This window comes from Streptococcus suis, assembly GCF_019794555.1.
GTDB classification, from domain to species: Bacteria; Bacillota; Bacilli; order Lactobacillales; family Streptococcaceae; genus Streptococcus; species Streptococcus suis_AB.
The window spans coordinates 1-13520 of record NZ_JAIMEP010000015.1 but is presented as its reverse complement, the minus strand read 5'-3'; the positions used below and the strand labels follow the sequence as shown (position 1 = coordinate 13520).

Here is a 13520-nt window from a genome sequence, read left to right as displayed (position 1 = left end):
AACACTTTTGTTCCTGCTAAAGATTTTTTTCAATCAGTTACCGATGTTCTATTGGAAAAGGTGTTTGAGTTGCAATTTTTTCTGATTGTCTAGCCTTTTGATTGTACAGGTCTTGTATAATAGCTTTCAATTGTACAACATCATGCATTTTTAATTGAGTTCCCAAATAATAAATTGGGCATGGCGATTCGTTTAGGTAGTCAGTAATAATGAAATCATAAGATTCTCCATTCTGATAGGGGTCTATAAGCACCTGACGATTGCCTTCAAGCTTTTCTCTCAACTGCATTAATAATGGATAGGATAGAACCTCATGCAAAGAAGATACGAAACCAATTTTGACCTGTATCGGTTGTACCTGACTAAAATATACAAATAAGGCTATGATTTTTGGAGAATAGCCAGCCATTACCTGGTCAGCATCAAGACTTCTATGAAAAGCTGTTTTAAAGACATTTTTTAATAATTGGGCTGCCTCGTCTTCAAATGAAAGTTCTTGTACCACTTCAAGTTCAAGCGTAGATTGAAAGAAATACAATTGACTCATGGTCTGATTCAAATGATAAAGGGCCTCTTCTGAAATAGACAAGGACTCTCCTAGGTGTGAACGAAAAACGTGCAAAGCAAGTGACGTTGCTTCCATAATTGGACCCCCAAAGCCCAGAACCTGTTCCAACTGATGTGGTTCTAAAATAAAATGACTAAACAAAAATGCAAATAAAGCCATGATTTCCGCTTCCTGAAAGGAAGTAGATTGTTGTTGTCCCACTGTCAGATACATCTTCCGCAATTGTCGATAAAATTTATGATCCTGATAAGGTCTCATGAGGGTATACAGTTCCTTATAATCCAACTGTTGTAACTTAGACCGTTGTTGTGAAATCATCAACCATAATAAAAGACGATAGGCCTGTTTAGGATTGAGTTTTGACTGATAAAAGCGTTCAAATAAGGGTAATAAGGAGTCCAAATGGCGTGTGGCAAATTCCTCTTGGTATTTGGAGCTAACAGTTGTCAAGAGGAGGATTTGGTGTAAAAAATACCGGATTTGGAGCTCGCTTCCTTTTAACCGGCCGCTTTTAATGGCGATGCCGAATTCAGCCAATAATTGGTTTAGTGATGCAAGATGGCGATTGAGCGTTGCCTCACTAATTAGTAATTCTTGAGACAATGTCTGTAAAGAAACATCTTCTTTATCTAATAAAAATACAATGATCTGATACTTGATACTTGGCTGAAAAAGATAAGATAATATTTGTTCCTGACTTAGTTGAGTATCCTTTTGTAATGAAACCTTTTCTTCCTCAAGGTGAAATAAAAGACCCAATTCAATCGCATTCGTCTCTTCATTAAATGATTCGATATAGCGCAATAAAGTTGATTTTGATAGATCTAAATAGCGACACACTTCTTTCAGCAAGGGAGCATCTTTTCTGTTTTCCACAAACAGGAGCAACTGATAAATAGCTCGTTCGCGTTTTTCCAATAGGGAATCAATCTGCATAGTCAACCTCCGTATGTGCTAGGTTTTCTTGCCGAATAAATTCCTGAGCTGCTTCTACCATCATTGGCACCAATGGAGTCTTACCTGGATGACATAACCATGATTGTTGGACTAGATCAAATACTGTTAAACCCTTTGAAATAGCAAGTGACAAGGCATCCATTTGTTCAATATGATCAACAACCGAAACGAGTTGACCTCCTACGATTCGTCCATTTTCATCTACAATCAATTTAAAATCAGCCATTTCTGATTCCCATTGACTGTATGGGCTCCTCATCCGAATCGACTTACACTTCAGCCATAAATTTGCTTCACTTTCTGTTAACCCAATACTAGTCACATAATAGCCAAACAAGCGACTCGATACAATCCGTTGGGTTTTCTTCAATGGAAAACTCTGCATCACTAAGTTCTGAGCAGCTAGTCTACCAGTTCGGATAGCATGATGAATCATTGGAAGATAAGCTTGGCCAAAATATTCTACTGGTAAACTAATCAAATCTCCCACAGCAAAAATATTTTTCTGGCTGCTTTCAAGATACTCATTTACCCACACAGTACCTTCAACGTTTATTCTCAGGAGATTTTTTACCAACTGAATATTGGGTATCAAATTCGTTGATGGAAGAACAAAATCAGCTCGATAATTTCCATTTACAGTCTGACAAATAAGTTGCTTTTCCTTCTCATCTATCTCGATCTGATTCACAGTTTCGGATAAATGTACCTGAATTCCTCTTTGTTCCATTTCCAGACGAATGGGCTCAACCATCTCCTCATCAAGGTACTTCGCCAACAGGGAATCTTGCGCCTCAAACACATGTAACTCCAGATTCTTTTGACTCAGTGCATCTAAGCTTGCTAATCCAATCTGACCCGCCCCAATTACTGCAATGGTTTTTGCTTGCTTTATTTTTTCTAGACTACTTTGCGCTTGAGTAAGGGTCTTAGACCGGATCAAGTAGTCTTGAAGTTCTTCCTGGCCCCATTCCCACGTTTGACTGGCACCCATAGCTAAGATCAGACGATCATAGCTTATTTCACTGATGACATTTTGCTGTCTTAATTTAAGCCGACTCGTTTCAGGATTAATGGCTAAACACTCAGTTTCAAAGAGACAGGTAATGGTGGTCTGCAATAGTTCCTTGTACAAAGAAATCCTTGCTTCTTCCCACTCAGTCATGCGATCTGACAATTTCCAGTTTAAGGCATTTGGAAAAAAGGCCACATCCTTTTCTCGATCAATCAATGTAATCTGAGCATCTTTATACAATTTGCTACACTCCAAAGCTGCACTCAATCCAGCAAATGAAGCTCCGATAATAACAATTTTCATACTTGCTCCTTCATCCTTTTTTTGTCATTATAACAAGAAATCAACAAGAATGGAAAGGCTTGCAACTGGAAAATGGAGAATAGAAAATGATTTTTAGAAATGTTGTGCTTTCTAATATTTGTTTATCTAAGAAAAAAAATAAGAACACGGATTTTCAAATTACTGATTTAAAAATCTGTGTTCTTTCTTATTATTTCAGAAAACAAACAGTCATTGTTTATTTATTGTTTTTAGGCTCAGGTCTCTGTGGTCACTTTCGTATTTCTTGGTGACCAGCTGAAATGCTTCGCTTTTGGGTTTTCAGGCTCAGGTACGAATAGTCCACTGGACTATTCGTATCCCCCAAACAAGCCTCACTTTTATATTCATTAGTTCGGGTTAAAACAGTCACTCCCCTGACTGTTTTAATCCACTCTACTGGACTATTCGTATTCCCTGACTATCCTCGCTTTCGTTTTTTTAGGCTCGGGTTAAAAACGTCCACTGGACTAGCTCGCTTTCTTGTTTTTAGGCTCGGGTTAAAAACGTCCACTGGACTAGCTCGCTTTCTTGTTTTTAGGCTCGCGTTAAAATACTTCGCTTTTGGGTTTTCAGGCTCAGGTCTCTGTGGTCACTTTTGTATTTCTTGGTGACCAGCTGAAACAGTTCCCCGAACTGTTTCACTCCACTGAACTATTCGTATGCCCTGACTATCCTCGCTTTTGAATTTCTAGGCTCGGGTTAAAAACGTCCACTGGACGTTTTTAATAATCCGGTCTGACTACTCCTGTGACGGTGGCTTTTGTTGCTTCGTAATCGCCGTCTACAACGACCTTGATGATGCGTTTTGCATCTTCAACAGGACATGGTACGAGTGGTAGGCGAAGCGGTCCAACTTCAAATCCTAGATAATTTAATACTGCTTTCACCGGTGCAGGGCTTGGATATGAGAATAAGGCATTGACTTTCGGAATAAATTTCCGTTGAATGGCTGCTGCCGTTTTGATATCTTGCTGAGCGATAGCGGAAATCATTTCGTACATCTCATCACCATTAGTATGGGACGCGACAGAGATGACCCCATCAGCTCCCAGATTCATTGCATGGAAAGCATCACCATCTTCACCAGTGTAGACTAAGAAATCTTCTGGTTTGTGCTCAATCAAATAAGCCATATTGGCAAGGCTAGTACACTCCTTGACACCGATAATATTAGGATGTTCAGCCAAACGCAACATGGTTTCAGGAGTCATTTCCACCACTACGCGTCCAGGAATATTGTAAATAATGATTGGTAAATCAGAAGCGTCGGCAATAGCCTTAAAGTGCTGATACATTCCCTCTTGAGATGGCTTATTGTAATAAGGGACAATCGCCAAACCAGCTGCAAAACCGCCAAAAGCTGCAACTTCTTTGGCAAACTCAATTGAGTCACGGGTATCGTTGGTACCAATACCAGCAATTAGAGGAACACGGCCATTGACAATTTTTTGAACTGCGCCAAACAACTCCAATTCTTCTTCGTGTGTCAATGTCGGACTTTCGGCTGTTGTACCTGCTAATAAAATACCTTCCGTATGATGTGCCAACAAATGCTCAATTAATTCTGGTAAAACGTCAAAATTGATAGAACCATCTTCTTTGAAAGGGGTAATCATCGCTGTGATAATTTTTACATCACGTAAATCTTGAATAGACATCGTACTTCCTCTCTTCTTGTTGCTAAAAAAGGCTGAGCGCAGCCTTTTGTGTACTTCTGTTAATAAGTTCTTATTTCAATTCAAATTTCAGCTCTGCTGTTGGACGAACAAGACCACGTTCATGAAGTGTTTCTGCGATTTGAACTGAGTTCCACGCAGCACCCTTCAGCAAGTTATCTGAAACAACCCACATATGGATACCATTTTCCTTGTCCAAATCCTTACGAATACGACCAACAAAGGTATCACGACTTCCAACAGCATTGACTGCTTGAGGATAAATTTGGTTTGCAACATCATCTTCGAGAACAGCACCTGGGAAATCAGCGATTGCTGCTTTGACTTCATCAATCGGAGCAATCTCTTTTGTCTCAATGTAAACAGATTCTGAGTGAGCTGACAAAACTGGAATACGAACACAGGTTGCAGAAACGGCAATACTATCATCTTCCATGATTTTCTTCGTTTCCTTCGTCATTTTCATCTCTTCGTAAGTATAGTCATTTTCAGTGAAGAGGTCAATTTGAGGAAGTGCATTGAATCCAATTGGGTAATGTTTCTTATCACCACCAGAAGGAAGAATGTTTGCTTCAACAGCTTTTGGCTCAACACCATCATTCAATACAGCTCGAAGTTGAGCCTGCGTTTCTAGGATTGCACCCATACCTGCACCAGACACAGCTTGATAAGTTGAAACGATAATCCGTTCCAAGCCCCACTTCTGACGAATTGGTTCCAAAGCAACCATCATTTGAATAGTTGAACAGTTTGGACAAGAGATAATTCCATTATGTGCATCCAATGCATGTGCATTAACCTCAGGAACAACCAAAGGAACATCAGGATTTTGACGGAAATAAGATGTATTATCTACAACAACTGCACCCGCCTTAACAGCGTATGGAGCAAACTTAGCAGATGTAGAACCACCAGCTGAGAAAAGCGCAATATCAACACCTTCAAAGGCAGTTTCAGTTGTTTCTTCGATAACAATCTCTTGTCCTTTAAATTGAAGGGTTTTTCCCGCAGAACGAGCAGAAGCTAATAAACGTACTTTTTCGATTGGAAGAGTTGATTCTTCCAACATTTTAATCATTTGCGCACCAACTGCACCTGTCGCGCCAACGACAGCCACTACATATGCCATAAGTATCTCCTTTAGATCAATTCTTCAAAATTTTCTAAAAATTTATTATTTCTTAATTATACCACATTTTATTCAAATGAAAAGTATAAAAATGAAAAAAAGCCCACCATAAATGGTGGGTAAGGGCATCATTGCTGATGAGAATAGAAGGTTCACAACAACTATTCAAGGTCCGCTCCTGCGTTTCAATTAAATGAAGACCTCCCTAGCGTCGAATGTGACTAAGTCACTACTCGGCTCATCGCATGAACCTATTCTATCATAATTTGACAGTTTTGCAAGTCTAACTACTCAAATCGCTCTCGAATGGTTACGAACACCGTATCTCCAGGTTGCTTACCGATTGCAGCTCTAATAGCCTTTTGGATACCGAGGATATAACAAATATTGCCCACTTCATCCTTCATTCCCATATTGACAATAGAGCCATCATAGGGATGCCCATCAAAAGTCGCATGTACTTTTACTCTCCCCTTCCCAAATTCCTGACGGATATCATATGGGAAAATAATATATGCTCCACCCTTATCTGGGACAGGATGGATAACTGCTTGAAATTCATATACTTTTATCATCATTCAACCTATAAATACTTACTTGCTTCACGAATCGATAAACTTGCCATTTGATGTTGGTATTTTCCCAGAAAGTCTCGAACCCATTGAGGGTTAGTCTTCGAATAATCACGCAAACTCCAACCAATCGCTTTATTGATAAAAAATTCAGTCTGATTGAGATTATTGACGAGGATCTTCTCTAACAGTACTGTATCTGTCTTTTCCTTTTGCAAAAGCTGATGGTCAATAGCAATTCGTCTCAACCAGAAATCCTCATCCAAACTCCAGTCAATCATCACCTGCTTGGCCTCTGGATTGTCCAAAACAATTTTACCAATGAGTTTGTCCAATCCGTCAATACTATCCCACCAGGACTTCGTCTGGGCAAGTTTTTTCAAGCGAGGTAAATCAGCTAATACCAAGTCTTTTTTCTTGGTAACCAGATAATCAATAGCGATATATTGAAATTCACGGTAGGGTTTGCCCCAACAAGCCTCTACAAAATCCCAGTCAAGTTCTGGCGTTTTGAAGTCTTTGAAAAATTGTTTGGCAGCTTTTCTACGATCTGGACTACGAACACCTAAAAACTCAAAGTTGTTTTTCATATAGGCTTTCATTGGCTGTGCCTGCTCTTTTTCTGCTAGGGCCAACAATCGTTTTTCCAATTCTACAATATCCATTTTAGTCACCTACAAGAGATTTTTGAAGCCAGACGATATCATGCCAAGTGCCAAATTTAAATCCAACTTTTTTAAAATGAGCCACCTGCTGATATCCTCTCTTTTCATGCAAGGCAATGGAAGCAGGATTTGGTAAGGCAATGCAGGCTAAAAAGTTTTTGAACCCACGCGCTGTCAATTCCTCCTCCAAAGCAGTGTAGAGCAAGTTCCCAATCCCTTTTCCACGCGCTTCTTTTTGAACATAGACCGACATTTCTACCGTCCAATCATAGGCTGCACGTGCATAATAGGTCGATGCATAGGCATATCCCACTATCTTTCCCTCTTCGACAGCGACCAGATAAGGAAACTTCTCCAAGGTCTTTTCAATTCGACTTGCAAAGGCTTCGACAGTCGGTACTTCTGTTTCAAAGGTAATAGCGGTTTTTTCAACATATGGGGCATAAATGGCCACCAAATTTGCCGCATCTTCAACCTGCGCATTCCGAATCTCTATCATTTAATTCTCCAATAGCTCTCTGTCATAAATGGTATAGTCACAACGATAGATAATCAACCGTTTGCCATCAATCAAGAGTTCAGAAGTCTTAGGTGCATCAGATGCATAAAGAGACACTTTATCACCTACATAAGTAGCAAGCGGGGTTCCGTTTTGCGAACGAATCAAAACCACCTTTGCCTTACCTGTAAAATCATTTTTGAGACTAGATACCATACGGTTAACAAGCGGAATTGCACGATCGTAATTTGCAATATCTACTGTGGCCTGATATTTCGCATACAAGTCTTCCAAACCTTCTTCTGCTGCAATCAAGGATGAACCGACATGGTCAATTTCATAATTACCAAGTGTGACTTTCAAAACAGACGAATCCGCATTAGAATAGCCTTCAGCATCCACAGAGTCAAACTCTTGGTTGCGAGAAATAGACAAGGATTTCCCAGACATTTCATCAATTAATTGAGAATTTTCATCAAAAGTTCGAACGGTCATTTCTAGACCAATCCATTCTTCCTTGGTGTTCTTCCACCAGTTCGTAATCGATTGACAGGCTGACAAAGTAAACAAACTTGCGACTAAGATAGCACTAAGTGCTAGTTTTTTATTCCATTTCATATAACACCTCCAAAGTGTGATACCTTATTGTAACATGGAAAGGGCTGTGGTACTAAAAATTCAACTATATTTTGTTCAATCATCAGTAAAAAAATATTTCTTTCTAACCCATTCGGAAACAAATAAGTGAACAAATTGGAATCTGAGTAAGTTTATTATGATCATATCACACCTACCCCCACATGTGTCTACAAATATGAATACACCTGCTTATCACTCTACCTGTTCTTTCAGGCCATCTTCTACTCATTTTTAAGACTTTATTAATGTTCAATTGGTATTCTATTAACCATGTCATACCAAAGAAAAAATAGAAAAAAAACAGTTACTACAAAGCAAGTTACTATCACACTAGCTATTTCTGTTATAGCCATCACTACTCTAGTGATTCTCTTCAATAAAATCCAACCTACAAATGCTGCTGTAGTTATGTTAAATAATCAAGTCACCAACCAAACTGCACTAGTGGCTGATGAATCTTCTATTCGTGTTTATACAGATCTTCAAAGTATGGAGGAACAGAACTTACCTGCAAATAGTCAGGCAACTATTTTAGAATACTTTACATTGGAATCAGAAAATGAATCAAGCTTATTTGCTACAATTGATGTTGATGGTGAAACATTTTATATCCCAGCTACTCATTTGGAACTAGTACAAACCAACGATATCAATCAGTATATTGCTCAGTTAGGTTATCCTCACGTTGATCTTACAGCAGATATTGTGGAAACTTTTGAACAAGAATCCTACGCAACGGAATCTGGTGACCCAATCGGCGTAATCATTCATGATACTGGGGTCGAATATTCAACCATCGATAGTGAAGTGACATATATGATCGATAATTATGATGAATTGGGTGTTTTTGTTCATAGTTTCATTGACAATGACACAATTCTAGAAATTGCTGATGCTTCATACAAGGCGCAGGGAGCCGGACCAAATGGCAACTCTAGCTATATTCAATTTGAAATGACTCATGTTTATTCGCAAGATGATTTTGCAATGCAACTGGCAAATGCTGCATATTATACTGCTTATATGTTACACGAATATCAACTTCCAGTGACAGTTGGGGAAGTAGACGGAAGCGGGACTGTTTGGACACATGAAATGGTTTCAGAATATCTAGGAGGCACTGACCATATTGACCCAACAGATTATTGGGATTCCTCTGCGGCAGAATTATTTGACACTACCTATGATGTTGACGATTTTGTTCAGTTGGTCCAAGCGTATTACAACATAATGTAAATAATAGCTGAAAATTTAATTTACTTGCTAGATAATTTCAACACAAAAACAGATGTTCACCAAGCAGCGAGCATCTGTTTTTTTATTGTTCAGTATCTAATAGACCCGACTATTTAAAAATTAAAGACATCATTCAAATTCTCAGCCATAGTCGGATGGGTGAAAATCTGCGTTTTGAAGTAGGTATATGGAATCTTATTGTCAATTGCCATAGCAATCAAGTTAATCAGCTCCTCAGAATTACGACCAAAGAGAGTCGCACCCAGAACAAGCTTACTTTCCTTATCCACGATAACCTTGAAAATACCTTTGAAGTCATTATTGACATGGGCACGAGGCATATTTGCAACAGGCAATTCGTTGGCAATGTAGTCGTAACCTGCTTCCTTGGCTTCCTTCTCGGTCAGACCAACACGAGAAAGCACAGGCGTGATAAAGACACTGGTTGGAATAGACTTGCGTTGGCTCAAGCTATAAGTTCCAGTCCCAGTCAACCTGCCGAAGACGATACGGAAGTCATCTAGAGATGTATAAGTGAATTGTGGACCGCCATTGACATCACCCACTGCGTAGACACCTGGAACCGTGGTTTCACAGTAGTCATCCACCTTAACAGCACCATTTTCCAAACGCTCAATCGCCGTATTTTCCAAGCCCAAGTCAGCAGTGTTCGGCACACGACCTGTCGCATAGAGGACAGCGTCGAAAATTGCTGTTTGACCATTGACTGTCACAGCAACTTGCTCGCCCGCAGCTGCTACTTGCTCGATTTTCGCACCCAAGACAAAGGTCACGCCAGCTTCTTCCATATACTCCTTAGCTAACTGAGCCACCACTTCCTCTTCTCTTGGTAAAATAGCAGAGCTGGCTTCATATACCGTCACCTGACTACCGAGTTTGCTGTAAAGTCCAGCAAATTCAAGTCCGATGTTACCACCACCAATAATTGCCAACTTGTCAGGACGTACCTCCAAATTCTGAATGCCAGTACTGTCATAAACGTGTGGCGTGTCCAACAAACCTGGAATTGGAAGCACGCGCGACTGAGCACCTGTATTGATGACGATGGTTTCCGCAGTCAGCGGGATGGATTCCTCACCTGCTGATACTTCCACAACCTTATCCGCCACAAAACGCGCGTGTCCTTGATACAAACTAGCACCGCTGCCCTTCAAGACTGCCTCGTTTTTATTCCGCAAGCGAGTAGTGACGGTTTCTTTTTGTTCCATGACCTGCTCGAAAGTCCAGTTTTTATCTGCTGCAACTAAAAGAGTCTTGGTTGGAATACAACCAATATTGATACAAGTCCCACCAAACATAGCAGGATTTTCCTCTACTAAGGCAACCTTCCTCCCAGCTGCTGACATCTTACCTGCCAAGGTCTTACCAGCCTTTCCAAAACCAATAACTACTAAATCATATTGTTCCATAGGATGCTCCTTTTTTTCTGTTTACTCTTAGTCTATCAAAAATGAATCAATTTTGCATAAAACTGCTACGCTGTGAAAAATGATAAAACATAGTAAAAAATGTTCGGAAAAACCGATAATTACTAGACAAAACTTTTTTTCTTTGTTACAATGTACTCATGCATTAGTTGATTAATACAGAAAGGACACAACATGAAACAATTACTTCATTCTTGTAAAACCTACATTCCTATCTTGCTGGCAGCGATTGGATTTGCCAGTGGATGTAAAATTGTCTTCGGAGAATTTGGAAAACCCAATGGTATGGAGGATAAATACCCTCTCTTCTTCCTAACGATATCATTAGTTACAATTTATCTACTTCCCCTTCTCTTACTCACTCGCTACTTGGCTAAACGTTATCATATTTCCAAAAAAGTTACAAATCTATCTTGGCTACTTGGTTTAACTGCTGGTATGGCATTCTCAGAGCTTGGTCACATGGCAGTAGGCTACTTTTGGATTGAGATTGTTAAAGCAAGTGATAACTTTAAAGCAGATTGGGGAGCTGCTGTCTCCGCCCCATTTGCCGAGGAGTTTGGTAAAGGTTTAGTGGTTCTACTTGTCTTACTGATTTGTAGAAAACTAACCCTAAAACATGCTTTAGTCAGCGGAATCATTGCTGGACTTGGTTTCCAACTCATAGAGGACTGCATGTTTACCTTCCGTGATATGTTCATGGGTAAATTAGATGGATTCGAAACCATCATCGAGCGCGTTGGTCAAGCTGGTTGGACCCATTGGGTATTTACAATGCTCTTTGCAATTGGTCTAGTTGCCCTATTGACTAAAGATTCAGGTATGTCAAAAGCACAAGGATCAGGTTGGCTATTTGCTAGCATGGGACTCCACTTCCTATTTAATTCTCCCTTCAATACAGGTATCCTCAGTACAGTGTTCCCAGTAATGAGTATCTTACTTGGTTTGCTTGCCTATCACACGGTAGACAAACTCCCTGAAGATAGTTATTTGAATTAGCTTTGACATATTGTCACTTTCGGCTTGACCTACTTTAGTACTTCTGCAACCCATACTCTTCAAAATTCAAAAGTAAACGTTGTTGATTTGATGAACTTCAGTTCTATCTATATCATATCGATACGAACTATGTTCGCTCAATTGACAACCTCCAAAGGTTCCCCGAACCTTTGGAGCGAGTCTGATTATGATTCTAAATGAAGACAGTTCCTTATCTGAACTCTCTTCATTCGAGTATAGAAGTAAAAGTATGAATATAGAAAAGAGGCTGGGCAAAAACTAGCTTCTCACAATAAAAAAAACGAGCAGTTCCAATTAGGAGTTGCTCGTTTTCCACTTCATGCTTTATAATTATAATAACGACAAAACAACTAGAAAGGCATGAAAATGTATAAACAGTATAACACAAATCAGCTTAGTTTGGAATTAAATATTGCTTGGGACTTACCTACTACACATGAGGCACGTCTGATTAGTCAGTTTGTGGATACTATTCCTCAATCCATTCTATTGGAAGAAACTTCCTATACTGGTCGTCCAGCCTTTCATCCAGCTATGTTGCTTAAAATGACCCTGTTTGCCTATGCTCGTCAGGTATTCTCTGGTCGGAAAATCGTTCAAATGAATGAAGAAGTTATTCCTATGAAATGGCTGAGTCAGGATACCTATGTCTGTTATCGGACCATAAATAGCTTTCGGGCTAGCACACATGCCAATCAGCTCATCAAAACTGCCTTCATCTACTTCACTCTCCTCCTCAGAGAGAATGGATTGATTGAAGATGAGGCTCTCTTCATTGACGGAACGAAGGTAGAAGCTGATGCCAATAAGTATTCCTTCACGTGGAAAAAGGCCGTTGAACGCTATGAAGATGCCTTAAATGGAAACATTTCTGCCCTTTATGACAAGCTAGTTCAAGAAGGGGTGAATACTGCCTTGTCCAAGGAAGAATGCCTCACTAGCGAGGGGCTCAAACAACTCCTACAAGAAACCGAACAAGTATTGGACGAGGTGGAAGAAGCTATCTCACAAGAGCCTAAAGTCATCAAAGGTGGCTCTGCCAACAAACAGAAACGAAGAAGAATTAAAAAACTAAAGAGAAAGTTGAAAGAGGATTTTCTTGTTCGGAAACAGAAGTACGAACGAGATAAACAGATTCTACAAGAGCGAAATTCCTATTCTAAAACGGATCACGATGCAACATTCATGCGAATGAAAGAAGATCATATGAAGAACGGTCAGCTCAAGCCTGGTTACAACCTACAACTTGGCACAAACAGCCAGTTTGCCTTAGCTTACGGATTGTATCCGAATCCAACTGACACTCGTACACTCAAGCCTTTTCTTCAATCCATCCAAACCCTAGAACTCTTTCAACACATTGTCGCGGATGCAGGTTATGGAAGTGAAGAAAATTATAGCTTTATCGTTGATGACCTAGAGAAAACACCTCTGATTCCCTACGGAACATATCAGAAAGAGCAGAAGAAAAGCTATAAGAAGAGTGATGCCAATCCTGAAAACTGGACCTATCTAGAAGATTCTGATCAGTGGATAAAGCCAGATGGAGTTGTGTATTCGTTCAAGTATTATTCACGAAGAACGGATAAGTATGGATTTGAGAGAGATATTAAGATTTACGAAGCTGATCCAGTACAAGCTAGTGAGGAATTGGACCAATTAGCACGGACGGAAAAAGGAAATCTCAAACAAATTCAGTATAATCCTACGTGGAACTATTTCAAGAACTTAGTCAAAGATGAATTGACAAGTAAAGTGGGAACCCGCATTTA

12 protein-coding genes are annotated in these 13520 nt (G+C 39.7%); 3 read left to right on the top strand and 9 right to left on the bottom strand.

Annotated elements, in window-relative coordinates; translation table 11 throughout:
- Positions 1-37: 37 nt before the first annotated feature.
- The 8 genes from K6V48_RS07245 to K6V48_RS07210 all read right to left on the bottom strand — a co-directional run bounded on the left by K6V48_RS07245 (position 38) and on the right by K6V48_RS07210 (position 8023).
- Positions 38-1504 (bottom strand): helix-turn-helix domain-containing protein, encoded by a 1467-nt coding sequence (locus K6V48_RS07245; protein WP_222368777.1) that lies wholly within the window; start codon positions 1502-1504, stop codon positions 38-40.
- A complete protein-coding gene (locus tag K6V48_RS07240; protein WP_222368774.1) occupies positions 1494-2843 on the bottom strand; it encodes an NAD(P)/FAD-dependent oxidoreductase in 1350 nt (449 codons plus the stop codon). Before K6V48_RS07240 ends, K6V48_RS07245 begins: the two co-directional genes overlap by 11 nt.
- 743 nt (positions 2844-3586) lie before the next feature.
- The gene (gene dapA / locus K6V48_RS07235; protein ID WP_024392817.1) at positions 3587-4522 is read right to left on the bottom strand and encodes a 4-hydroxy-tetrahydrodipicolinate synthase; all 936 of its coding nucleotides are present in this window, start codon (positions 4520-4522) and stop codon (positions 3587-3589) included.
- A gap of 70 nt (positions 4523-4592) precedes the next feature.
- Positions 4593-5669, bottom strand: coding sequence for an aspartate-semialdehyde dehydrogenase (locus K6V48_RS07230; RefSeq protein WP_172016173.1), 1077 nt, complete (start codon positions 5667-5669; stop codon positions 4593-4595).
- A 287-nt stretch (positions 5670-5956) separates the two neighbouring features.
- Positions 5957-6244 carry a DUF1905 domain-containing protein gene (locus tag K6V48_RS07225; protein ID WP_172039649.1) on the bottom strand — a complete coding sequence of 96 codons (288 nt, stop codon included), beginning with the start codon at positions 6242-6244 and terminating at the stop codon, positions 5957-5959.
- An 8-nt stretch (positions 6245-6252) separates the two neighbouring features.
- Positions 6253-6906, bottom strand: coding sequence for a DNA alkylation repair protein (locus K6V48_RS07220; protein WP_222368771.1), 654 nt, complete (start codon positions 6904-6906; stop codon positions 6253-6255).
- Position 6907: 1 nt separating this feature from the next.
- Positions 6908-7405 carry a GNAT family N-acetyltransferase gene (locus K6V48_RS07215; RefSeq protein ID WP_222368768.1) on the bottom strand — a complete coding sequence of 166 codons (498 nt, stop codon included), beginning with the start codon at positions 7403-7405 and terminating at the stop codon, positions 6908-6910.
- Positions 7406-8023 carry a DUF5052 family protein gene (locus tag K6V48_RS07210; protein WP_222368765.1) on the bottom strand — a complete coding sequence of 206 codons (618 nt, stop codon included), beginning with the start codon at positions 8021-8023 and terminating at the stop codon, positions 7406-7408.
- 291 nt (positions 8024-8314) lie between these two features.
- On the opposite strand from K6V48_RS07210, the gene K6V48_RS07205 reads away from it, so the two are divergent.
- The gene (locus tag K6V48_RS07205) at positions 8315-9280 is read left to right on the top strand and encodes a peptidoglycan recognition protein family protein (protein WP_261311072.1); all 966 of its coding nucleotides are present in this window, start codon (positions 8315-8317) and stop codon (positions 9278-9280) included.
- A gap of 113 nt (positions 9281-9393) precedes the next feature.
- Here K6V48_RS07205 and K6V48_RS07200 read toward each other — a convergent pair whose 3' ends face one another.
- Positions 9394-10710, bottom strand: a complete 1317-nt coding sequence (locus K6V48_RS07200) for an FAD-containing oxidoreductase (RefSeq protein WP_222368762.1) — start codon at positions 10708-10710, stop codon at positions 9394-9396.
- A 192-nt stretch (positions 10711-10902) separates the two neighbouring features.
- Here K6V48_RS07200 and K6V48_RS07195 point away from each other — a divergent pair, with 192 nt between their 5' ends.
- Positions 10903-11727 (top strand): PrsW family glutamic-type intramembrane protease, encoded by an 825-nt coding sequence (locus tag K6V48_RS07195; protein ID WP_222368760.1) that lies wholly within the window; start codon positions 10903-10905, stop codon positions 11725-11727.
- Between the two features lie 387 nt (positions 11728-12114).
- On the top strand, positions 12115-13520 hold a 1406-nt coding region (locus K6V48_RS07190), incomplete at its 3' end, for an IS1182 family transposase (RefSeq protein WP_222368816.1).

Excerpts from the sequence above, each read along its gene's own strand:
- K6V48_RS07215 (WP_222368768.1), bottom strand. The coding sequence starts at position 7,405 with ATGATAGAGATTCGGAATGCGCAGGTTGAAGATGCGGCAAATTTGGTG.
- K6V48_RS07195 (WP_222368760.1), top strand. The coding sequence starts at position 10,903 with ATGAAACAATTACTTCATTCTTGTAAAACCTACATTCCTATCTTGCTG.
- K6V48_RS07210 (WP_222368765.1), bottom strand. The coding sequence starts at position 8,023 with ATGAAATGGAATAAAAAACTAGCACTTAGTGCTATCTTAGTCGCAAGT.
- K6V48_RS07220 (WP_222368771.1), bottom strand. The coding sequence starts at position 6,906 with ATGGATATTGTAGAATTGGAAAAACGATTGTTGGCCCTAGCAGAAAAA.
- K6V48_RS07200 (WP_222368762.1), bottom strand. The coding sequence starts at position 10,710 with ATGGAACAATATGATTTAGTAGTTATTGGTTTTGGAAAGGCTGGTAAG.
- K6V48_RS07225 (WP_172039649.1), bottom strand. The coding sequence starts at position 6,244 with ATGATAAAAGTATATGAATTTCAAGCAGTTATCCATCCTGTCCCAGAT.
- K6V48_RS07205 (WP_261311072.1), top strand. The coding sequence starts at position 8,315 with ATGTCATACCAAAGAAAAAATAGAAAAAAAACAGTTACTACAAAGCAA.
- K6V48_RS07245 (WP_222368777.1), bottom strand. The coding sequence starts at position 1,504 with ATGCAGATTGATTCCCTATTGGAAAAACGCGAACGAGCTATTTATCAG.
- K6V48_RS07240 (WP_222368774.1), bottom strand. The coding sequence starts at position 2,843 with ATGAAAATTGTTATTATCGGAGCTTCATTTGCTGGATTGAGTGCAGCT.
- K6V48_RS07230 (WP_172016173.1), bottom strand. The coding sequence starts at position 5,669 with ATGGCATATGTAGTGGCTGTCGTTGGCGCGACAGGTGCAGTTGGTGCG.
- dapA (WP_024392817.1), bottom strand. The coding sequence starts at position 4,522 with ATGTCTATTCAAGATTTACGTGATGTAAAAATTATCACAGCGATGATT.